Raw genomic sequence first — 22,562 nt, 5'->3', positions numbered from 1 at the left:
CGGGCCGCCTATTCTTATCGCCCGAAAAGCTTCAGAGGCAGCCATCGGAGCGGGATCGGGGGATGAGCTATCTGCCGTTTGTCGATGGGCTGCGGGCGCTGGCGATAATCGCCGTCGTCGCGTACCACGCTTTTCCGGGTGTCATCACGGGTGGCTTCGCCGGCGTCGATGTTTTTTTCGTCATCTCGGGATTCCTGATCACGTCGCTCGTCGTCACCGAAATATCGGACGGCACATTTTCCCTCTATCGCTTTTTCGTCCGCCGCGCCCGGCGTCTCTTGCCGGCGGCATTCGCCTGCGTCGTCGTGGTGACTGTGCTCTCGGCATTCATCCTGCTGCCGGATGCATTCTGGTACTACGGCCGCAGTCTTCTGGCGTTTATTGGTCTTTTCTCAAACGTCTTTTTCTACCTGACGGGCGGATATTTCTCGGCCCCCGCGCTCGAGAAACCGCTCCTGCACACCTGGTCGCTCGCCGTCGAAGACCAGTTCTATCTGACGTGGCCGCTCATCTTGATGCTGGCCTCGCCGTTTCTGTCGAAACGCACCATCCTCGGCTTAGTGCTGTTGTCGCTTGGCGCGTCGCTGTGGTTCGCCGAAGCAAAGGTTTCGATCGACCACGAATTCGCATTCTTCATGCTGCCCTCCCGCGCCTGGGAGCTTCTGACCGGTGCAGCGCTCGCGCTGGTCGCGTCTGAAATAAAGTTTGGACGGGCGGCAAGCGAAGCCTTGAGCATCGCCGGCATCGTCGCCGTTCTTGCGAGCTTCCTCCTGCTCAGTCCGCATTCGAATTTCCCGGGGCTGCACGCCGCTCCGGCCTGCTTCGGCACCGTTGCCATCATCGCCGGCTGCATGTCTCAGAATGTGCTGTTGACGCGCCTGCTCAGCTACCGGCCCTTGGTGTTCGTCGGGCTGATTTCCTACTCGCTTTATCTGTGGCATTGGCCGCTGCTCGCGCTCGCGAGCTATCGCCTCGAGCGGCCGCTGGATGCCGGCGAAGCATCTCTGATCGTCCTCATCAGCGTGGCCGTCGCAATTTTTTCGTGGCGTTGGATTGAGCGGCCGTTTCGCAGTTCGCGCCGGTCTGCTGCTGCGACTTCGGCAAAAGCGGCAACATGGGGCTTGTCCGACGGGAAGTTCGTCGTCGCGGCGCTGTCGTGCGTTGCGATCATGGCGATGTTCGCCGGCACCATCAAAGGCATGAAGGGTTTCCCCAATCGATACGCAGCCGAATCCCGGCGGGTATTGAGCCAGCTCGTTGCCGGCAACCCAGTTCGAATGCGGTGCGATGGCTTCGAGAACGTGTTCGCCGATGACGACGTCTGCAATTTTGGAAAAAAGCGCGATCCCGGCGGCTCCTATGAACTCGCCCTATTCGGCGACTCAATGGGAGATCATTGGGCGCCCCTCGTCGCCAAGTATGCCGAACATCGCAAGCTCACTGGACGCCAAGTGACAAACGGTGGCTGCCCATTGCTGTTCGACGTTTCAATTCCTGCCGAAACGGAGGACAAGATCGCCGAATGCACTTCCTATCAAACCGAGGCCAAAAAATTCGTCGAGCTAAATCCAAAGCTGAAGATCGCGGTCATCTCGGGCTTCTGGGAAAAGTGGTTGTGGCTCGTGAATTCCGCGGCAGCCCAGCATGCAAATTCAGCTGATCGTGCCGGAAGCCCGAATCTCAATTTTGACACCGCATTGGAGAGAACAGTGCGGACATTCACCGATCGCGGCATCAAGGTTGTGATGATCGGTCAAATCCCGATTTACGATCCGCTGCCCATTCGCTGCATCATTGGAGCGATTGAAAATCACCGGGACGTTGCAACGTGCGGCAAGCCGAAGGCGGAGGCTCTGGATGAACTGAAGCTTTCCAACGCTGCTTTGCTCCGGGTCGCAGCCGCCAATCCCGGCGTAAGCGTTTCCTTACCGTCCGATTTCATGTGTCAGGAGCAGCGATGCTCCCCGATGATGGATGGGATCTTGCTGTATAAGAACGGCGGCCACGTCAATCAGTTTGGGTCCGAGCATTTGGAACGATTCATCAAATTCCCGGAGTTCAGTGAGGAGCCGCCAGTTCCGCCGTCTTGATGCGTCTCAGCGCGCATCCAGACTGCGGAGTTATGCGTTCAATGGTTGAGGCGAAAAAGTTCCGCGCCTCCCGTCCAGAGAGATAACAAATTGGGAGCAGGGCTGTTGCGAGACTTTGGATCACTGATAATTTTTGCGATCATCGTGGCTGCCGCGGCTTCGTCTGGCTCGTCATTTATGCCGGGCGAATGGTATGCGGCGCTCGAGAAGCCGTCGTTGACCCCGCCGAACTGGGCTTTCCCGGTGGCCTGGACCATCCTTTATATAATGATCGCTATCGCAGGGTGGCTGACCTGGAGAGCCGCCGGCATCACCCCGGCTCTCGTCGTTTGGGCCTCCGGCCTGATCCTCAACGCCCTCTGGTCGTACGTGATGTTCGGCCGCCACGATATTTTCCTGGCACTTGTGGATCTCGCCGCACTCTGGCTCGCCGTCGCAGCCTTCATAGCCCTGGCGTGGCCCATCGATCCGCGCGCGAGCTACCTGTTCATGCCCTATCTCGCCTGGGTCTCGTTCGCCGCATATCTTAACTTCGCTGTTTGGAGATTGAATTGAAACGGCTTTTGGCGTTGATGGGTCCGTCCGCACCCGCGGGCTTCACTGTCGCAGCGTGAGGCCTGAGGCAGGCGTTGCGGCAACCGCCGTCTTCGCGTAGGGGATGGCCCTGAACAGAGGCTCGCCCCGACTTTGACCGACGCCGTTCTCATCATCGATTTTGGAAGCCAGGTGACGCAGCTCATCGCGCGACGCGTGCGCGAAGCAGGCGTCTATTCCGAAATCCACCCGTTCCAGAACGCCGCTGAAGCGTTCGCCAAGCTGAAGCCGAAGGCTGTGATCCTGTCGGGCGGACCCGCGTCCGTGACCGAGGAAAATTCCCCGCGCGCGCCAGACGCCGTGTTTTCCTCTGGCGTCCCGGTCTTCGGCATCTGTTACGGCCAGCAGACGATGGCCGAGCAGCTCGGCGGCAAGGTCGAGACCGGCCACGACCGTGAATTCGGCCGCGCCTTCCTTTCGATCGAGACTTCAAGCCCGCTGTTCGAAGGCGCATGGGCGCCCGGCGAACGCCATCAGGTTTGGATGAGCCATGGCGACCGCGTCACGCGCTTGCCCGACGGTTTTAAAGTCATCGCGACCAGCCAAAACGCGCCGTTCGCGGCTGTCGCCGATGAGAAGCGGCACTTCTACGCCGTGCAGTTTCACCCGGAAGTCGTGCACACGCCCGATGGCGCCAAGCTCATCGCCAACTTCGTGCACAAGATCGCGGGCCTGAAGTCCGACTGGACGATGTCGGCATACCGTCGTGAGATGATCGCCAAGATCCGCCGCCAGGTCGGCAAAGGCCGCGTGATCTGCGGCTTGTCGGGCGGCGTCGATAGCGCGGTCGCAGCCGTCCTCATCCACGAGGCGATCGGCGAGCAACTGACGTGCGTGTTCGTCGATCATGGCTTGATGCGGCAGGGCGAAGCGGACGAAGTCGTCGGCCTATTCCGCGATCACTACAACATACCGCTCGTTCACGTTGACGCCTCCGATCAATTTTTGAATGCGCTGGAAGGCGTCTCCGATCCCGAGACGAAGCGCAAGACGATCGGCAAGCACTTCATCGACGTCTTCGAGGCGGAAGCGAAGAAGATCGGCGGCGCCGAATTCTTGGCTCAGGGCACGCTCTACCCCGACGTCATCGAAAGCGTCTCGTTCACGGGTGGCCCTTCCGTCACGATCAAGTCGCACCACAACGTCGGCGGCCTGCCCGAGCGCATGAACATGAAGCTCGTCGAGCCACTGCGAGAGCTTTTCAAGGACGAGGTCCGCGCGCTCGGCCGCGAACTCGGACTGCCCGAAGCCTTCGTCGGCCGCCACCCGTTCCCAGGACCGGGGCTGGCGATCCGCATTCCGGGCGAGATCACGCGCGAGAAGCTCGAGATCTTGCGCAAGGCCGACGCGGTTTATCTCGATGAGATCCGCCAAGCCGGTCTCTACGATGCCATCTGGCAAGCCTTTGCGGTTCTCCTGCCCGTGCGCACCGTCGGCGTCATGGGCGACGGCAGAACCTACGATCACGTGCTGGGCCTTCGCGCCGTCACCTCCGTCGACGGTATGACGGCGGATTTCTATCACTTCGACATGGCCTTCCTCGGTCGCGTCGCGACACGGATCATCAACGAAGTCCGCGGCGTCAATCGCGTCGTCTACGACGTGACCTCCAAGCCCCCCGGCACGATCGAGTGGGAGTGACAGTGGAATCACCTGACCTGTTGCAGGTGATCGATCAGGGCGCGCAACTTCGGCGCTAAATTCCTGCGGCTCGGATAGTAGAGATAAAAGCCGGCAAAGCGCGGGCAGTAGTCTTCCAGAACGGATACGAGTTCACCGCGCTCGAGTGCGGGGCGAAAACTCTCCTCCATACCGAAGGTGATGCCTGCGCCGGCGACGGAGAGCTTTATCATCAGCGCCATGTCGTTGGTGGTGATCTCCGGCGCGACGGAGACGCTGAATTCTTTGCCGTGCTCCGCAAACTCCCATCGATAGGGCGCAGCCTTTGGGCGGGCCGCCAACCGATGCAACGATGCGCCGAGAGTTCGCTTGGATGCAGTGGTATCCCGAACCGGTCCCGGTAAGACGGCGAGCAAACGGCAAGCTGCCCCGCTCGCTGGCGCTGGAAGCAGCACCCCATGGACGAGAAAATTGCGGCGAGCTCGGCACCCGAAGCGTCTGACCCCGTTACGTTGCAATTGGTGCGCACCCACAACCCGATGCCGCTGGGGTAGGGGGGAAGGGCCAAATCCGTGGATGGATGCGTGAGCGAGGTAATGCTGCCAAGCGGCATCCTTTCGGCGCGATAGATCAGGTTCGACGCCGCAGGCTTAAGCTTTTTGCAATGGTAGCCAAATAGATAGTCCACGCGCTTTCGCCAACCATTCCAGAGTCCTGCCGTGCCGTTGGACTATCATTCGCTCCTGACGGCTTTTGTGCTTTCCGGCTTCGGATTGGCGATCACCTTTTTCGTCAGCTGGCTTGTCTCCAGGACGGAACACTTCCTGATTGCCTGGAAGCTCGGCGTTTCCTTCATGGCACTCGGCGTGCTCGTCTATAGCTGGTACGCAAACACAATGTCTCCGGTGCTCGGCGCGGCCGGATACACGATCTTGCTGACTGGCCTCGCCTTCGTTTTCGGTGCCGGCCGGGAGTTTCGCACCGGCGTTTTCCCCTGGCGCGGCGTGGGCATCATCGCGGTTACTTCTTCCACAGCCATCGCAGTTCCCATGCTGGCTGGCTACAACGGTGCCTCCATCATCGTGCTGAATATTGCGGCGACGGTGATCCTGCTTGTAACGGCCAGGGACTACTGGCGCGGCCGCGCCGAAGCCCGGCTAGCCATCACACTGCTGACAGTTCTTTATATCCTGACAGGGCTCTCCTTCGTTCCTTGTGCAATCTTGCTGCTCGATGCCGGCGAATGGCGGCTGTCGCAGATCCCGTCGAACTGGGCAGAGGATCTCAACATCGCCGTATGCTTGACCACCCTCGCAGGCATCGGCGCTCTTTCCTTGGCGCTTAACCAGGCACGGTTGGCACGCGGCCACAAGCGCGATGCCGAAACCGATCCTCTGACGGGCTTGCTCAATAGGCGCGCGCTACTCAGCCATGTCGCGGACATCGAAGGACCCGCCGCGCTCGTCATTTTCGATATCGATCGTTTCAAGGTTATCAATGATGTTCATGGACATCTGGCCGGCGACGAGGTGCTGCGAACTTTCGGGGAGATTCTAAAGCTCTCCTCTCCGTCGAAAGGACTAGCAGCGCGGCTCGGTGGCGAGGAGTTTGCGATGCTGGTGCCGGGCGCCTCACTCGTCACAGCGGCGCTTCTCGCGGACGTCGTGCGCATGCGCCTCGCCAAACGCAATTTCACCGGAAATGGCGGCTCATTCAACAGTACCGTCAGCGCCGGCGTTTCCTGTTCCGAGGATGCCGCCACCGACTTCGAAACGCTGCTACGCGACGCCGACGATGCACTCTATGCTGCCAAGAGGAACGGCCGCGACCGGGTCGCCGTCAATTCAGGCAAGATTGAATTCCTGGCTCACATCCGGCCGTTGCAGGACGGTCAGCGCGGCCCTATCGACCTTGTCAGACTCAAGACTGGCTAGGCGTTGCCTCGGAGTTGATGAAGCCGCAAGGCACGATCGAGTGGGAGGGAGAGCCGCAACGCCGGCAGGGATATTTTACGGCGGCCTCTTACTGATTCAGAGATCTTGAACCGCTGACAAACGGATTGTCCCGAAAATAAAATCGCAGGGGGCGGTCCGCATCACGCGAAATGCCGATCCGAATGCTCTGCCCGATATCGCCGGGTTCGTGGTCATCACGGCCGAGCCACAAAGGGCCCTTTCGGCAAAGATCGAGCCCGTCGAGCTGACGGTCAATCCGGAGAGCCGCAGCCAGTCTTCCGGGACCCCGTGCCAAGTCGCGCAAGCGCTCGATGCCGCGATTGACCCGCATGATCGGGATGCCTTCGACCGGTTCGAGCGCCCTGATCAAGACGCCGGCTCCAATCCCGCGCGCCTCGCTCGAGACATTCAGCATGTACGAGCTGCCGTAAGCGAAATAAATATAGGCGTGCCCACGTTCGAGAAACAGCGAACCATTGCGCGGGGTCATTCCCCGGTAGGCATGGCCCGCCGCGTCGCCGACGACATACGCCTCGGTCTCGACAATCCGACCGCTGACGATGCCATCAGAAAGTTCGCGCACCACGATCTTGCCGATGAGATAACGGGCGAGAGAGGCTGTATCGCTCGGCAGATCCGCGCGTGTAAGCAGCCGGTCGCCATTCCTATGCCGTCGAGGTTTCAGAGCAATGGCGCAACCTCCTTGACCATCGCCGTCGATATCGAGCCACGCGCCCTTCGTCTGGAACATGCGGTCGGCGCAAGGTTCGTTCGTGGGCGGCTACGCTTGGCGCGAATGCTCGGACGAAAATATCGCTGCGACCTCAGCTCCCGAAGCGTCAGGCCGCAAGGCATAAAAATCCGCATTTTTCTCGAGCGCGATTTCGAGCTGCCGCTGGAAAGCGCTACGGTCGAGTTCGATGGTTCCGAATTGACGCAAATGCTCAGTGACGAATTGCGTATCGAGCAGTGTGAAGCCACCTTTGATCAGCCGGGCCGCCAGATGCACGAGCGCGATTTTTGAGGCGTCGCGCTCGGTCGAGAACATGCTCTCGCCGAAGAACGCGCTCTTCAGCGCCACGCCATAAAGGCCGCCAACCAACACGTCACCGTTCCAAACCTCGACGGTGTGACAGGCGCCGATGTCGAAAAGCTCGCGATAGAGCGTGCGGATGCGCGTGTTGATCCAGGTCGACATCCGGCCGGCGCGGGGCGCTGCGCAACCATCGATCACGCGTTCATAGTCGGTGTCGACCGTAACCCTGAAAGGGGTCGTTCTGACCGTTCTGAGGAGACGGCGGGGAATATGCAACCCATCGAGGGGCAGGACGCCGCGCTGCTGCGGCTCGATCCAGTAAAGCGCAGGATCATCCGCGCTTTCTGCCATTGGAAAAATGCCGCAGCTATAGGCTTTCAGGAGAACCTGCGGCGTGATCTCGAACATCGGGTCGTCGCGCGACGCCATGCTGCCAATTGCCAAGCGAACTCTCGGACGCGCGCGGAACATATCGCGCAGAGGCAAAGTCTACTTCATCCCTAAATGTTTTTCGAGCCAGTGAATATCGTAGACGCCATTTACGATGTCGGGGTCTTTAACAAGATCCTGGAACAGCGGGATCGTCGTTTCAATGCCGTCTATGACGAACTCTGCCAGAGCGCGGCGCAAACGCATCAGGGCGTCGTTGCGCGTCTTGCCCGTAACAATGAGCTTCCCGATGAGGCTGTCGTAGAAGGGCGGAATCCGGTAACCCTGGTAAACGCCGCTGTCGACCCTGACGCCAAGACCGCCCGGCGGGTGCCAATATGTGATCTGGCCCGGCGACGGGCGAAAATCCTTCGGGTTTTCGGCGCAGATACGGCACTCGATCGCGTGCCCCTTGAGCTCGATGTCGTCCTGCGTGAAGCTTAACGGCAGCCCGGCCGCCACTCGGATTTGCTCGAGCACGAGATCCGTCCCGGTGACCATCTCGGTAACCGGATGCTCGACCTGCAGGCGGGTGTTCATCTCGATGAAGTAGAATTCGCCGTCCTCGAAGAGGAACTCGACAGTCCCGGCGCCGCGATACTTGATCTTCTTCATCGCTTCCGCGACGGTCGTGCCGATCTTCTGGCGCTGGGCCGCGTTGAGAGCCGGCGACGGGCTTTCCTCGAGAACTTTCTGGTGCCGGCGCTGCAGCGAGCAGTCGCGTTCACCGAGGTGGACGGCGTCGCCTTTGCCGTCTCCGAAAACCTGAATTTCGATATGCCGGGGCTTCTGAAGATATTTCTCGATATAGACGGCGTCGTCGTTGAAGGCGGCCTTGGCTTCCGACCGCGCCGTCGATAGCGCCATGCCGAGGTCTGCAGCCGACGTCGCGACTTTCATCCCGCGGCCGCCGCCGCCTGCCGCCGCTTTGATGAGTACGGGAAAGCCCATTTCCTTGGCGATCTTCATCGCTTCGGTTTCGCTGGTCACCGCGCCGGCCGAACCGGGCACGACGGGAATGCCGAGCTTCTTCGCCGTTTCCTTCGCCTCGATCTTGTCGCCCATGATCCGGATGTGCTCGGACGTCGGACCGATGAAGGTGATCTTGTGCTCTTCGAGAATCTCCGCGAAACGCGCATTCTCCGATAGGAACCCGTAGCCGGGATGGACGGCATCCGCGCCGGTGATTTCGCAAGCCGTGACGAGTGCTGGAATGTTGAGATAGCTCTCGCGCGCCGAAGGCGGTCCGATGCAGACGCTTTCGTCCGCGAGCCTTACGTGCATGGCGTCGGCATCAGCGGTTGAATGGACGGCGACCGTTGCGATCCCAAGTTCTCGGCAGGCGCGCTGTATCCGCAGCGCGATCTCTCCTCGATTGGCAATCAGTATCTTATCGAACATTTGCACTCCAGGGCGTCTTTGCCGGGGCTACCGGTAGCGCTCTATTCTATGATGATCAGCGGCTCGCCATACTCGACGGGCTGAGCGTTTTCGATGAGGATGGCTTTGACGGTGCCGCTGCGCGGAGCCGGTATCTGATTCATTGTCTTCATGGCTTCGATGATCAGCAGCGTATCGCCCTGATTGACCTTGCTGCCGACTTCACAAAACAATGGGGCGCCCGGTTCCGGCGAGCGGTAGGCGGTGCCAACCATCGGCGACTTTACGGCGCCGGGATGCTTCGACAGATCGCCGGGAGCGGCGGCCGGCGGCTTTGCATCGCTTGCGGGAGCCGACGGGGCGGCGACGGGAGCCGGGGCATAAGCCTGCGGCGCGGCCGTAATCGAAATGGTCTTCGCGACGCGAACCTTGAGACCGCTCTTTTCGATCTCGATTTCCGTCAGCCCCGTAGCGTTCAAAAGCTCGGCGAGCTCGCGGATCATCTGACCTTCGGCGCTTCCCGCTTTCGGCCCTTGGTCTTTTGCGCTCATCAGTCCCGTGTCCTCGATTTTGTTGGCGTGCGTCTTATAGCGTAAGCTCGGGGTTCGGCGTCACGCTTTGCTTGTGGATTTGTTCACGATGTTGGCCATCGCCTCGATGGCAAGTTCGTAGCCCTTGGCGCCAAGGCCGCAGATCACGCCCGTCGCGGCGAGTGAAATGTAGGAATGCTGGCGAAACTGATCCCGCCGGAAGATGTTCGAGAGATGAACCTCGACGACGGGAAGGCCGACGGCTTGCAAGGCATCGAGAATGGCGACGGACGTGTGGGTGTACCCGCCCGCGTTGATGATGATGCCCTTCGCTTTGCCGCGCGCCTCCTGCACCCAGCTCACGATTTCCCCCTCGATGTTGGACTGCCGGAAATCTACTGAAAGCCCGTTCTTCGCCGCCGCCTTTTCCGTGCGGATGCGAAGATCGTCGAGCGTCTCGGTACCATAGACTTCTGGTTCCCGAACGCCGAGCATATTTAGATTGGGTCCGTTCAGAACGTAAACGTGGGATGTCATGTTTTGGAGGCCGTTCGGGCACCGGACTGACGCCCGAGCCAATTGCGGAGCCCTGGGTCTATCAGCTTTCTACGAATGCGCAAAGTGCGCGGGCAGGGCCGCGCACTTTGACGTGCAAAATATGGTAACTAGCTGCGACAACTCGAGATTTCGCGCGAGCAGGCTCAGCAGGTTGCGCACTTGTTCTTGCGGAAATCCGTAACGAGCGTTTCGAGCTGTTCGTGGAGGTCCTCCGGCGCACCCGGAATCGATTTGTCGCCGACGAGGAAGTGCGGGGTGCCGTTGACGCCCATCGTCTTGGCCAACTTCATCATTTCCAAAAGCTCGTTCTTCACGTCGTCGCTTGCCATGTCGGCTTTGAACTTCGCCATGTCGAGGCCGAGCGTTTCCGCGGCCTTCAAAGACGACGCCTCATTGGCCTGCCCCTTGGAGCCGAGCATGGCCTGGTGGAATTCCCAATACTTGCCCTGCCGCTTGGCTGCGAGTGCGGCCTTCGCAGCCTCTTCCGAGCCCTTCGATAAGATGGGAAGCTCTTTGAAGACGACGCGCACATTCTTGTCGGCGGCGATCAGCTTCTGCACCTCGGGAAGTCCGTGCTTGCAGTAGCCGCAGTTGAAATCGAAGAATTCGACAACCGTGATGTCGCCATTGGGGTTGCCCGCAACCGAGCTGTTCGGCGAGCGATAGATCGACTTGGCATTTTCGGCCATGAACGACTTGAGCCGAGCTTCCTGCTCTTTCTGCGATTTCTCATCGAGCGCGTTCTGCACGTCGATCATGATCTCGGGGTTCTTGACGAGGTAGTCTTTGATGATGTCGCCAAGGGCTTTTTTCTGGTCGTCAGTGAAAGCGGTTCCACCCGCTGTCGGAGCGATCGTATCGGCGCGCGCGGCTCCGGACACAAAGTGAACTGCCGGAGAAAAAGCCGACCCGAGCAGAGCCAATCCGAGCAAGGCTGCGGCGCACCTTTTGCCGGTCGAGGCCAAGTTGAGGGTATTCCAGAATGTGGTCTTCAAGGTCATTTGATTTAATCTCGCGTTGTCGCCGACTTAGAACCGCTTAAGTCTGCGGTTTGTAATTGATGATGTCGTCATTTTTCAGCCACTCGGGTGAACCCGCCCGTAGCTGGAGTTGCGCGCGTTTCGCGAAAAGCTGCGCTTGCTTGACGTTTCCTTCGTAGAAGTAGGCTTGCGCCGTCATGGCATCGGCTTCGGGGGACTTCCCCTGCTTATAATATACATTGGCGAGCAGCCTGTAAGCGCGGCCGTTCTCGGAATCGTCTATGAGGGCTTTACGCAATAGCTCCACTGCTTCCTTTTGCGCCTCGGCGCTATCGCTGCTTTGCAGCGCAGTTGCGAGTTCGACGCGAATTAATGGGCTGTTCGGCGCCAGCTTGAGAGATTGTCGCAGGCTTGGAATTGCCGCGGCGTTTTTGCCTGACCTCATCAGGAAGTCTGCCTTGAGCTCATGGAAATAGGGGTACGACGGGTTCTCGCGGATCATCCCTTCGGTGTCCTGTAAGGCTGCTTCGAGAGCGCCAGGACCGCCTTTGAAGAATTTCCCGATCGCCCGCGCATAGCGGGCCGGAAGCGTCGTATTGCTTTCGGGGTATCGGTTGAACACGGTCTGCGGGTTTTCAAGATAGCCCGAAAGCTTCGCCCGCATGAGATCGTGGCGGAGCTGCAGGGACGGCGGGTCCTTTTGCGCGAAGTAAGGGCTCGTCGTTGCGAGCTGGTTCAAACGTGCCAAGCGGTCGACGGAAAGCGGGTGAGACCGCACAAAAGGATCTTGAAACTGATCCGTCAGATATTCCTGTTCCTTGAACCGCTCGAACGTGTCGAGCATTCCCTTGCCCGATTGCTTCGTCGCGGTGAGATATTGAATGCCGGCTTGGTCCGCGGCCGACTCTTGCGATCGCCGCTCTGCCAGCAGCCCCTTCATGATGACGCTGGTGCCACCCTGTAGCAGCGCCTGGCCGCCCTGCATCGTCTCGCGGCCGCCGGTGCCGCCTGACACGCCGCCCGCGACCATTGCGCCGATGCCGAGAACCTGAGTGAGCAACGCGCGCGTCTGATCCTTCGCGATCCGCGCTCTGAGCGCCGCCATGTGACCGCCGGCGATATGCCCGCTTTCATGCGCGATAACCCCGATGACCTCGTTCGGAGTGTTGGCCTGCATCAGCGTTCCCGTGTGCACGAACACGTTGCCGCCATCGAGAACGAACGCGTTGAACGCATCGTTGTTGACGATGCGGACCGTCACCCGGCCGCCACCGAAACCCGCGGCTTGGAAAATGGGTTTGGCATAGTCCTGCAACAGGGCCTCGATCTCCGCATCGCGGATGAGCGGAAGGCCTTGGGCGCGAACGCCACCGGTAAACGTCAGGAGCGAGCCGAAAAACACGGCAGCCATGAGCAAGCCGCTTTTGGCGGCCGAGAACGCCGCAAATGTCCTCGGAAGTTCAGGCATTGGATGTGCCCCGATCTCGATGAACCTGTCGAGACGCCACGCGCGGTCAAACTAGGCAGCAAGCCCGGCGGGGTCAAATACGACGCAAACGATTACCGCATCAGTCATCACTTTAGGGCATTCGCGTGACAAGTGAGAATGACGAAAGCCGAATGGACATTATCCAACGCTTTCAGCGCCGTCGATCTGTGACGCCCGATGGGCCACGCTCGGCAGTAGGAAAGAGGCTGAAGCACCTGCTTCAACCTCTCCCGATCATTATTCGCCGCTGAACTTTCTCTGCCACCAGCCCTTGCGCTGAGGAACAGCTTGAGCTTCCGCAACCGTACCGTCGATCTCCTCGCCGGGCCGAACGACAACGCGCTCGATGCGCGGCTCGCTCGATCCGACTTCGTGACGGCGCCGTAGCGAAGTCACCGGAGCGGGCGCGCTCTCTTCGGCGACGCGCGGAGTTTCAACCACAGGCGCCTCGACCTTCGGTTCGACAGCCGGAGCCATGACCGCAGGCGCCGCGACAGCCGGAGCAGAAGCCGCGGCCTCCACTGGTTCGCCTTCACCTTCGCCCGAGGGCTCAGATGCAACGTCCCAAATACGGCGCGGCCGATGACCTCCACCGCTGGATCTGTCGCCTGAACCGGCAGACTTGCCTTCTGCCCGCGCGCTGCGAGGAGCGTGTCTCGCCTCAGCGGGTTCGCCAGCCTCGATACCGTCCTCAACGTCAGGTTCGAACGCTTCGACGTCGACGATGTCCGGCTGCTCTCCACCGTAGCTTACGGCGTCGCTGCCTTCGGTCCCCGGGCTCGAGCCCTCGCGACCGCGTTCTCTGCCGCGACGGCCGCCACGGCGGCCTCTGCGACGGCGCCGGCCCGGCTTGTCGCCGCTGCCTTCCGCTCCGAAGGTCGTGCCGTCCACCGACGGCTGGCCATCGTGATCTTCATCGTCGCCGCCACCGGCTTCGACATCGTCGTCGCCCTGCGATTGGGCCGGTGAGTGGGTATGAGGCCCGGCAGCAATTGCGCCTTCGGCATCTCCGCGTGGCTCGAACGACTCGCGCTCGCGGCCTTCGCCGCGATCCCGTCCGCCGCGTCCACGACGACGGCGGCGACGGCCGCGCCGGCCGCCACTTTCGTCGCCGTCACCACGGCTGCCTTCGCGGGCGGTAGCTTCTTCGTCGGCATCATCCGCGCTGGGCGTAATTTCGATCTCGCCGCCTTCGAAGGAGGGCGCATCTTCTTCGCCGTCGAAGCCCCAATCCATATTGACGGCCGCACGCTCGACGCGCCGCACAGGTGCAGCCGCGCCGCCACGTTCGACAGTGAAGTTCGCGCCCTGGATCCGATCGCTGCCGAGCACGGTGATCGTGTGGCCGTGACGGGCTTCCATGTCGGTGACATAGGCACGTTTGCTGTTGAGGATGTAAAGCGCGACGGCTGGCGTCGTCGTCGCGGTCAGCGGGCCGGTCGCTCCCGCCGTGATTGCGTCTTCAAGACCGCGGAGCACCGCGAGCGCGATGCTTTCGGTCGAACGGATGATGCCTGTGCCTTGGCAATGCGGACACTGCGAGGTCGAGCCCTCGAGCACGCCTGTTCGGAGCCGCTGCCGCGACATTTCCATGAGGCCGAAGTGCGAAATGCGGCCGAGCTGGATGCGCGCGCGATCGAAACGAAGAGCGTCCTTCAAACGTCGCTCGACAGCGCGGTTGTTGCGCTTTTCTTCCATGTCGATGAAGTCGATGACGATGAGGCCCGCAAGGTCGCGGAGCTTCAACTGCCGGGCGATTTCATCGGCCGCTTCGAGGTTCGTCGCGAGTGCCGTCTCTTCGATCGAGAACTCGCGGGTCGATTTGCCGGAGTTGACGTCGATGGCGACCAGCGCCTCCGTCTGATTGATGACGATGTAACCGCCGGAGCGCAGCGTCACCTGCGGTTGGAACATGGCGTTGAGCTGGCGCTCGACACCGTAGCGCGTGAAGAGCGGTGTCGGGTCCCGGTAGGGAACGACGTTCTTCGCGTGGCTCGGCATGAGCATCTTCATGAAGTCGGCGGCTTCCTGATGCCCCGCTTCACCGGCGACGACGATCTCCTCCACGTCCTTGTTATAAAGGTCGCGGATCGACCGCTTGATCAGATCGCCTTCTTCATAAACGAGGCTCGGGGCAGTGGATTGCAGCGTCAGTTCGCGAACGCTTTCCCAAAGCCTCAGCAGATATTCGAAGTCGCGCTTGATCTCTTGCTTCGTCCGCGCAGCACCCGCCGTGCGGATGATGAGCCCCATGCCCTCCGGAACCTCGAGTTCCTGAGCGATGGCCTTGAGCCGGCGGCGGTCCTGCGGGTTGGTGATCTTGCGTGAGATGCCGCCGCCACGGGCGGTGTTGGGCATCAAAACGGTGTAGCGGCCGGCAAGCGACAGATAGGTGGTGAGAGCGGCGCCCTTATTGCCGCGCTCTTCCTTGACGACTTGGACGAGGATGATCTGGCGGCGCTTGATGACTTCCTGGATCTTGTAGCTCCGCGGGCGGCGGCGCTGACGCTGAGGAGCTTCCTCGCGATATTCCCGGCCCGAGCCGCCTTCCTCTGCGTCTCCGCCGCGCTCGTCGCGCAAGGCGTGCTGCTCGGAATGGTCGTGGGAGTGATCGTGGCCCGAGTGATCGTGGTCGGAGTGATCGTGGTCCGAGTGATGATGGTGTTCGATGTGGTCTTCGTCGTCGGCGTCGCTGCCAGCGTCGCTCTCGTCGTGATCCGGCTGATCGTCCTCGTCGCTGGACGCGTCGTCGTGATGAGCTTCTTCGCTCGCGCTAGCCGGCGCATCGTCGGCATCGTTGTCGTTGCGGGCAGCGGGCGGCGCGTCCTGGCGTTCCTTGGCGGGAAGTTCGGAGCGAACGTCGTCATCGGAGGTCGCGACCGACGCAGCGATGACGCTGACCGGCTCTTCGTCCTCGTCGCCGCCAATCTCTTCGATATGTTCGTCTTCCTCGACGTCGACGATATGCGCCGTCTCGACGCCAACTTCATCGGGGCCGTGGTCGCCAAAGTCATCGTCGCCGTTGGCTTCGCTTTCGCTCCGCTCGGCGACTTCCGAGCCGCCGCGTGAGGACGAGCGCCGCGCAAGCGCTTCCGCGCGCCGGTCCGCGGCGGCTTCGAGCTCTGCTTCGGCTGCCGCTTCCTCGTCGAGAAGCGCCTGCCGGTCGGCAACAGGGATCTGATAGTAGTCGGGATGGATTTCGTTGAAGGCAAGGAAACCGTGACGGTTCCCGCCGTAGTCTACGAATGCGGCCTGAAGCGACGGCTCAACGCGCGTCACCTTTGCAAGATAGATATTTCCGCGAAGCAGCTTGCGGGCTGCACTTTCGAAGTCGAATTCCTCTACCCGGCCATTCCGTTGAACCACGACCCGAGTCTCCTCGGGGTGGGTGGCATCGATGAGCATTTTCGTGTTGGACATTGCTTATGTTCCTTGGCGCGCCGGGGCGGCGGCTCGCATCTCGAACCGCGAACAACGGAGCGGATTGCGAGATTCGCGCGGCGGCGCGTGCTTTTGGTTGATGGCGCTGAAAACGTGGTGGGGGACCGCGCCGCTTTCTGCATCATCCCGGTCCCGCCACTGCGCGAAGCGCGCGCGGGAACGCATAGGGGTGCCGCGTGGACCGAGGTCCGTTCGGCGGCGCCGTGGTGGATGATGCAAGCTGTCGTCATGGCCTGTCGTGTATTGCCCGGCTGCATGTCCAGAATTGGGGGACGGCCAGCCGAGGTGAAAAAATTCGACACCTTCCGGCATCGCGATGGATCAACAATGGTCGCCCGGCAATCCGCGCTTTTACCCGACTGACAAATCGGGGCGACCGGCACAAAGTCTTAACGCCCCGTCAAAGAGACCGCCGGGGGTCCCGAAGCCGAGGCCGTGCAACCTGCTGAGCGACGTGATACTTACGTACGCTAGCCTCGAGCAGGTGTCATCCGTGCTCACCTAATTACCTGGGAAAGCAGAGTTTTTTATCCCCGCAGCAGGCCGATCAGGTTTCGCAAGCGTCCATTCGACAAACACCATCTAGGCGTGTGTCTCGAACGCCACCGAATACAATTCAAACTGTACGAGGTCGCCCCCGCCCTGGCAAGTGCTATAAACCTAGAGCCGAAACGTCCCCGGGCAGTGTCAATGAGCATTTTATAATACGAATGAAAACAAAGCTTTAACGATAAGCCGGGGACGAGGCGATTGGGGTGACGAGGGAGAGCAATTCGGCGATGCGCCACCCGGTAGAACTTTTGCGGAACGCCCTCGCGGCGGCGCTGGCAGTACTGTGGACGCTTGCCGGCATGTCGGCGTATGCGGCCGAGGCGCTGGATGCGCATCTGACTGTCACGGGGCGGTCTACGATCTTCGAATTGACGATGAGCGAGGGGCTGACCGCCCAAGTCTTCACCCTCGCCAATCCCTACCGCGTCGTCCTCGATTTGCCGGATCTTTCGTTCCGCCTCGACCCATCGGCCGGTCAAAAAGGGGCAGGACTCGTTTCCGCATTCCGCTACGGCCAGTTCGCTCAGAACAAATCGCGGATCGTCATCGACACCAAGGGGCCGGTGAAGATCAACTCAGCCACCATGTCGAGGCTTAAGGGCACGTCCGCCGTTAAGCTTGCGATCGCTCTGATGCCGATCGATGCGAAATCATTCGGTGCGGGGACGGGAGTGATGACCCATTCCGCAGCCTACGAGCCGGATGCGGAGCCCACCACGCCCGAAAATTCCGAAGTAAAGCGCAAGCCCCACAGCAAGCCGGTCATCGTGATCGACCCTGGACATGGCGGCATCGATCCCGGCGCCATAGGCGCGAACAACGTGACCGAAAAGACCATCGTGCTCGCCGTCGCGGCTCAACTGAAGGAGGCGCTCACGAAAACGGGCCTTTACGAAGTCAAAATGACCCGCGCCGACGACGTGTTCGTCTCGCTCGATCATCGGCTCAAGTTTTCCGCCGATAACGCCGCCGACCTGTTCATTTCGCTCCACGCCGATTCAATCGAGGAGAAAACCGCGAAGGACACGATCCGCGGCGCGACAATTTATACGCTCTCGGGACAGGCGTCCGACGAGCAGGCGCGCATCATGGCCGAAAAAGAGAACGCGTCAGATCTCATCGCCGGTATCGAAAACTTCGATCGTGGCGGCGGCGATCAGGTCAAAAACATTCTGATAGATCTGCTCAAAAGAGAGACTTCTAATTTCTCCGCGGATTTTTCGCAGGTCTTGGCGAAGCGATTGGGCAAAACGATTGCAATGTCGCGCATTCCCCGCCGGTCCGCGGCGTTCAAGGTGCTGAAACAAACGCACGCGCCGTCAGTGCTCATTGAATTGGGCTATCTCAGCAACCAGACGGATGAACAGCAAATGTTGACAGCCGATTGGCAATCGAGGGTATCAGTGGCCATCACTGAGGCGGTGCAAATTTACTTCAACAAGAGAACGGCCTCGCAGCCGTGAGGCAATGGGTCGGCATATAGGCTACGGACGACGTGCTGCCACATTCCGTGCTAATGTGCGCAGCCTCTGAGGGTATTGTCATTGTTGCGGTGCGGCAATAGACGTAGGCCCGCGATCGATCGAAAAAACTAAGCCAGCGCCAGACTGACGGAATCACGAATTTGATGCGCGCGCCAACGCTGCCGCCACCAACGGCGCCTAAGAGAAGAAAAAAGCGGCGGCGGAGTCTGCTGCTCAACTTCCTTGGGTTCGCATTTGGAACCTTCGTACTGATATTCATCGCGGGCTCTGCTGGCGCTGGGTTCTTGATCTGGCAGGCCTCGCGCGATCTGCCCGATTACGAGAGCTTGTCCAAATACGAGCCCCCGGTCATGACGCGCATCCACGCCCATGACGGATCGCTGATATCGGAGTTTGCCCGCGAGCGGCGCATCTTCGTTCCGATCAACACGGTCCCGAAGCGCGTTCTGGGTGCCTTCCTCTCGGCCGAGGACCGCCGGTTCTACGAGCACGGCGGCGTCGACCTTCAGGGCATTCTGCGCGCCGTCTACGCCGCCGTCGAATCCAAGGTCCACGGCTCCAACAAGCGGGCCCAGGGCGCGTCCACGATCACGCAGCAGGTCGCAAAGAACTTCCTGCTGACCAACGAGCGGTCGATCGAGCGCAAAATCAAGGAGGCGATCCTCGCGGTCCGCATCGAGGGCGCATATTCGAAGGATCGCATCCTCGAACTTTATCTGAACGAGATCTTCCTCGGAATGAACTCGTATGGCGTCGGCGCCGCCGCGCTCACCTATTTCAACAAAGAGCTGAAAGACCTCGATATCGAGGAAGCCGCTTACCTCGCTGCGCTTCCCAAGGCTCCGAACAATTACCACCCGTTCCGCCAGAAGGAAAAAGCAACCGAGCGGCGGAATTGGATCATCGGGCAGATGGCCGAAAACGGCTACATAACCCGGGAAGAAGCCGAAGCCGCCCGAAAGAAGCCGCTCCTCGTCAACCTGCGCCCCAACGCGGTGCATATCTCGACGGCCGAATTTTTCGCCGAGGAAGTGCGCCGCTCGCTTCTCGCAAAGTACGGCGAGGATAAGCTTTACGGTGGCGGCTTGTCCGTCCGCACGACGCTTGATCCGCAACTGCAGCAGTATGCCAAGAAGGCCCTGATCAACGGCCTCGCGAAGTTCGACCGCACGCAAGGTTGGCGCGGGCCCGTCTCCCACATCGATATTTCAGGCGACTGGGGTATCGCGCTCGGCAAGATTCCGAGCCCGTCAGATATTCAGCCATGGCGCCTCGGCGTCGTGCTGGAAACCCAAAAGACAAAGGCCATCATCGGCTTCAAGCCGGCGCGCCAGCAGGATGCGACGCTCGTCAAAGACCGCGAGGCGGTCGAGGTCTCGCTCGACGAGATGAAATGGGCGGCCAAGCGTCCCGGCGCCAAGAAGATCGACGCCAAATCGACTGCCGATATCTTGAAGCCCGGTGACGTGGTCTATGTTGCTCCCAAGGATGCCGCCAACATCCAGGGTGCCTGGTCGCTGATGCAAATTCCGGAGGTCGGCGGCGGCCTCGTCGCGATGGACCCCTACACCGGGCGCGTCCTCGCCGTCGCAGGCGGCTTCTCCTACGACATGAGCCAGTTCGACCGGGTCATTCAAGCGAAGCGCCAGCCTGGATCCGCTTTCAAGCCCTTCGTCTATGCCTCGGCAATCGACAACGGCTATAAGCCGACATCGATCATTCTGGACGCGCCGATCGAAATCGATCAGGGCGCCGGCCAGGATGTCTGGCGGCCCAAGAACTACGAGACGAATTCGACCACGGGCCCAGAAACACTACGCTTCGGTATAGAGCGCTCGCGCAACCAGATGACCGCGCGTCTCGCGCAAGATCTCGGCATGCCCGTCATCACCGAGTACGCGAGACGCTTCGGCATCTACGACGATCTTCTGCCGGTGCTCTCCATGTCGCTCGGCGCAGGCGAGACCACGCTCCTCCGCATGGCGACGGCCTATTGCATGCTGGCGAATGGCGGCAAGGAAGTCACCTCGACCCTGATCGACCGGATTCAGGATCGCTACGGCCGCACTATCTGGCGACATGACGAGCGCCAGTGCATGGGCTGCATGGCCGATCGGTGGGCGGGACAGCCCGAACCGGAACTCGTCGATGGCCGTCGTCAGATCATCGATCCGCACACTGCATATCAAATGACGAGTATCCTCGAAGGCGTCGTGCAGCGCGGTACGGCAACGGTTCTGAAATCTCTCAATCGTCCGGTTGCGGGCAAGACCGGCACGACCAACGAAGAAAAGGATGTGTGGTTCCTCGGCTATACGCCCACGATGGTCGTCGGCGTTTTCGTCGGCTACGACACACCGAAGCCGCTCGGAAAAGGCAACACGGGCGGCGCCATCGCCGCGCCGATGTTTGGCGAATTCGTGCAGGACGCGCTGGGGGCAACGCCTGCCGCACCGTTCCGCGTGCCGCCCGGCATCAAGTTCGTGCGCATCAATCCGAAGACGGGATTACGAGCCTCGGCCGACGACCCGAGTTCCATCATGGAAGCGTTCAAGCCCGACGAAGAACCGGACGACGCTTACGCGATGATCGGCATCGCAAACGCAACGGCCGACGCTTCGCCCCCGCCGCCTCCGCCACCGCCCTTCGGAGATCGGATGGCGCGCCCCGCGCCGCCGCCCTCCCGGCCGGATAGCGGAACGCTTTCCCCGAATGGGATGTGGTAATTAACGTTGCGCCGATTGCCGCGCAGCGTCCGCGATCGTTTACAGCGTCGCCGCACATCTCTATAGGTCCGCACCTGTTTTTTTGATCCATCACTGTTCGCCGGCGCGAGCCGGTCCCGGAGGCCGCTATGCGCGCTGAAGCGCAAAAACTTTCCGATGGCATCCAGGAGGCGTTTGCCCTCCTGAGGAGGTCTCTTTGACTGGGAGACGGCCGAAGACCGTCTCGCCTCGCTGAACGCGAAAGCTGAAGACCCCAATCTCTGGACTGACGCGAAGAACGCTCAGAAGGTCATGCGCCAGCGGCAATCGCTCGAGCGATCCGTGTCTGAGTTCAAGCGCCTCCAACGCGACTACGAAGATGCGCTGTTTCTTATCGAGCTCGGAGAGACCGAGAACGACGGCGACAGCGTCGCCGAAGGCGAAACCGCGCTGAAGCGCATCGATCACGAGGCGCAGCGCCGGTCGATCGAAGCGATGCTGTCGGGCGAAGCCGACGCGATGAACACTTACATCGAAGTGCACGCCGGTGCGGGGGGCACCGAAAGCCAGGACTGGGCGTCGAAGCTCGCACGCATGTACGTCCGCTGGGCCGAACGGCGCGGCTACAAGGTGAAGCTGATCGACGAAAGCCTCGGCGAAGAAGCGGGCATCAAATCCGCGACGTTCGAGATCGAAGGCGAAAACGCTTACGGCTGGCTGAAGACGGAAGCGGGCGTGCACCGCCTCGTTCGTATCTCGCCGTTCGATTCCAACGCGCGCCGCCACACGAGCTTCGCGTCCGTCACGGTCTATCCGGTGATCGACGACACGATCGACATTGACGTCAATCCGGCGGACGTCGACATTTCATTTGCGCGTTCGTCCGGCGCCGGCGGTCAGCACGTCAACAGAACGGAATCGGCCGTCCGCCTCGTCCATAGGCCGTCGGGCATCGTCATCTTTGCGCAGGAACAGCGTTCGCAGCATCAGAACAAGGACATCGCGTTCAAGCGCCTCAAGGCTCGCTTGTACGAGATGGAGCTGAAGAGGCGCGAAGCCAAGGCCAACGCCGAGCAGGCCGCGAAGACGGACATCGGCTGGGGACATCAGATCAGGTCGTATGTCCTGCAGCCGTATCAGCTCGTGAAGGACTTGCGGACCGGCGCCCAGTCGACGAACCCGGATGAAGTTCTCGACGGCGATATCGATCAATTTATCGAAGCGGCTCTGTCACAACGCATCAAGGGCGGCGGAGAAGCCGTCACGGTCGAAGATCTCGAGTAGCCGCCGCGATTGGCGCGGCTACTCAACGTATCGCGCTCTTCGCTATTAGTTGCGTTCGCGCAGTAGCGGCGTGTTGAAAGGCGTGCTCGGCTCGTTCGACGAGTTCTGCGACGACGTAAATCCGAAAGCAGACCCGGAGCCGACGCCCGCGCCGAGAGAGCCGCGCCAGTTAGAACTGGTATCTGTGCTCGATTGCGTAGAGCCGGAGCCGAACGGCGACAGAAGCGCGGACGCCTCGTCCGGGTCCTGATAACGCGCCGAGCCATCCGCATTCGTCCCGCCAATCGATGTCGTTTCGAAAGCTTGGGCTCCGGCGGCGGACAAGATCATCGACAGAAAGACCGCGGCCGCAATACCTCGATCAAATCGCATTAAGAACCCTCCAGCATCGTCACGTAACGCGCACCCTAGTGTTTCCGGCTATCTGCAATTTGC

16 protein-coding genes and 1 pseudogene are annotated in these 22,562 nt (G+C 60.8%); 7 read left to right on the top strand and 10 right to left on the bottom strand.

Translation table 11 applies throughout. The annotated features are described in order from the left end of the window. Nucleotides 1–62: 62 nt before the first annotated feature. The 3 genes from AACL53_RS15395 to guaA all read left to right on the top strand — a co-directional run bounded on the left by AACL53_RS15395 (nucleotide 63) and on the right by guaA (nucleotide 4,325). On the top strand, nucleotides 63–2,090 hold the full coding sequence (locus AACL53_RS15395) for an acyltransferase family protein (RefSeq protein WP_339085405.1): 2,028 nt from the start codon (nucleotides 63–65) through the stop codon (nucleotides 2,088–2,090). A 105-nt stretch (nucleotides 2,091–2,195) separates the two neighbouring features. Then, on the top strand, nucleotides 2,196–2,645 hold the full coding sequence (locus tag AACL53_RS15390; protein WP_339085404.1) for a TspO/MBR family protein: 450 nt from the start codon (nucleotides 2,196–2,198) through the stop codon (nucleotides 2,643–2,645). 132 nt (nucleotides 2,646–2,777) lie between these two features. Beyond that, nucleotides 2,778–4,325: a glutamine-hydrolyzing GMP synthase gene (guaA, locus tag AACL53_RS15385; RefSeq protein ID WP_339085403.1), complete on the top strand. Its 1,548-nt coding sequence runs from the start codon at nucleotides 2,778–2,780 to the stop codon at nucleotides 4,323–4,325. 8 nt (nucleotides 4,326–4,333) lie between these two features. Here guaA and AACL53_RS15380 read toward each other — a convergent pair. Next, a pseudogene (locus AACL53_RS15380) lies at nucleotides 4,334–4,731 on the bottom strand (LysR substrate-binding domain-containing protein); the annotation flags it as partial. A gap of 292 nt (nucleotides 4,732–5,023) precedes the next feature. On the opposite strand from AACL53_RS15380, the gene AACL53_RS15375 reads away from it, so the two are divergent. Beyond that, nucleotides 5,024–6,238, top strand: a complete 1,215-nt coding sequence (locus tag AACL53_RS15375) for a GGDEF domain-containing protein (RefSeq protein ID WP_339085402.1) — start codon at nucleotides 5,024–5,026, stop codon at nucleotides 6,236–6,238. 88 nt (nucleotides 6,239–6,326) lie between these two features. On the opposite strand, the gene AACL53_RS15370 is transcribed toward AACL53_RS15375, so the two are convergent. The 8 genes from AACL53_RS15370 to AACL53_RS15335 all read right to left on the bottom strand — a co-directional run bounded on the left by AACL53_RS15370 (nucleotide 6,327) and on the right by AACL53_RS15335 (nucleotide 16,081). Continuing rightward, complete coding sequence (locus tag AACL53_RS15370) at nucleotides 6,327–7,010, bottom strand: DNA-3-methyladenine glycosylase (RefSeq protein WP_339085401.1); 684 nt, start codon at nucleotides 7,008–7,010, stop codon at nucleotides 6,327–6,329. Between the two features lie 30 nt (nucleotides 7,011–7,040). Then, nucleotides 7,041–7,724, bottom strand: a complete 684-nt coding sequence (aat, locus tag AACL53_RS15365; protein ID WP_339086958.1) for a leucyl/phenylalanyl-tRNA--protein transferase — start codon at nucleotides 7,722–7,724, stop codon at nucleotides 7,041–7,043. A gap of 60 nt (nucleotides 7,725–7,784) precedes the next feature. Beyond that, nucleotides 7,785–9,125, bottom strand: a complete 1,341-nt coding sequence (accC, locus tag AACL53_RS15360; protein ID WP_339085400.1) for an acetyl-CoA carboxylase biotin carboxylase subunit — start codon at nucleotides 9,123–9,125, stop codon at nucleotides 7,785–7,787. A gap of 41 nt (nucleotides 9,126–9,166) precedes the next feature. Further along, nucleotides 9,167–9,655 carry an acetyl-CoA carboxylase biotin carboxyl carrier protein gene (gene accB, locus AACL53_RS15355; RefSeq protein WP_339085399.1) on the bottom strand — a complete coding sequence of 163 codons (489 nt, stop codon included), beginning with the start codon at nucleotides 9,653–9,655 and terminating at the stop codon, nucleotides 9,167–9,169. Nucleotides 9,656–9,715: 60 nt separating this feature from the next. Beyond that, a complete protein-coding gene (aroQ, locus tag AACL53_RS15350; RefSeq protein ID WP_339085398.1) occupies nucleotides 9,716–10,171 on the bottom strand; it encodes a type II 3-dehydroquinate dehydratase in 456 nt (151 codons plus the stop codon). Between the two features lie 164 nt (nucleotides 10,172–10,335). Beyond that, nucleotides 10,336–11,193, bottom strand: a complete 858-nt coding sequence (locus tag AACL53_RS15345; RefSeq protein WP_339085397.1) for a DsbA family protein — start codon at nucleotides 11,191–11,193, stop codon at nucleotides 10,336–10,338. A gap of 37 nt (nucleotides 11,194–11,230) precedes the next feature. Beyond that, nucleotides 11,231–12,640 carry a M48 family metalloprotease gene (locus AACL53_RS15340; protein ID WP_339085396.1) on the bottom strand — a complete coding sequence of 470 codons (1,410 nt, stop codon included), beginning with the start codon at nucleotides 12,638–12,640 and terminating at the stop codon, nucleotides 11,231–11,233. 258 nt (nucleotides 12,641–12,898) lie between these two features. After that, on the bottom strand, nucleotides 12,899–16,081 hold the full coding sequence (locus AACL53_RS15335; protein WP_339085395.1) for a ribonuclease E/G: 3,183 nt from the start codon (nucleotides 16,079–16,081) through the stop codon (nucleotides 12,899–12,901). 800 nt (nucleotides 16,082–16,881) lie between these two features. On the opposite strand from AACL53_RS15335, the gene AACL53_RS15330 reads away from it, so the two are divergent. From AACL53_RS15330 to prfB, 3 genes are all read left to right on the top strand, one after another. Continuing rightward, nucleotides 16,882–18,117, top strand: coding sequence for an N-acetylmuramoyl-L-alanine amidase (locus AACL53_RS15330; protein WP_339085394.1), 1,236 nt, complete (start codon nucleotides 16,882–16,884; stop codon nucleotides 18,115–18,117). Between the two features lie 164 nt (nucleotides 18,118–18,281). Then, entirely contained in the window at nucleotides 18,282–20,864 is a 2,583-nt protein-coding gene (locus tag AACL53_RS15325; protein WP_339085393.1) for a penicillin-binding protein 1A, read from the top strand. Between the two features lie 128 nt (nucleotides 20,865–20,992). Further along, nucleotides 20,993–22,127, top strand: a protein-coding gene (gene prfB / locus AACL53_RS15320) for a peptide chain release factor 2 (protein ID WP_339085392.1) whose coding sequence is annotated in 2 segments (ribosomal slippage) — nucleotides 20,993–21,061 and nucleotides 21,063–22,127 — 1,134 coding nt in all. Because the reading frame shifts where the segments join, the coding sequence is not laid out codon by codon here. A 45-nt stretch (nucleotides 22,128–22,172) separates the two neighbouring features. On the opposite strand, the gene AACL53_RS15315 is transcribed toward prfB, so the two are convergent. After that, entirely contained in the window at nucleotides 22,173–22,499 is a 327-nt protein-coding gene (locus tag AACL53_RS15315) for a hypothetical protein (protein WP_339085391.1), read from the bottom strand. Between the last annotated feature and the right edge of the window lie 63 nt (nucleotides 22,500–22,562).

The sequence above is a fragment of the Hyphomicrobium sp. ghe19 genome (assembly GCF_902712875.1).
GTDB lineage: Bacteria > Pseudomonadota > Alphaproteobacteria > Rhizobiales > Hyphomicrobiaceae > Hyphomicrobium_B.
This window is presented reverse-complemented; position numbering and strand designations above follow the sequence as displayed.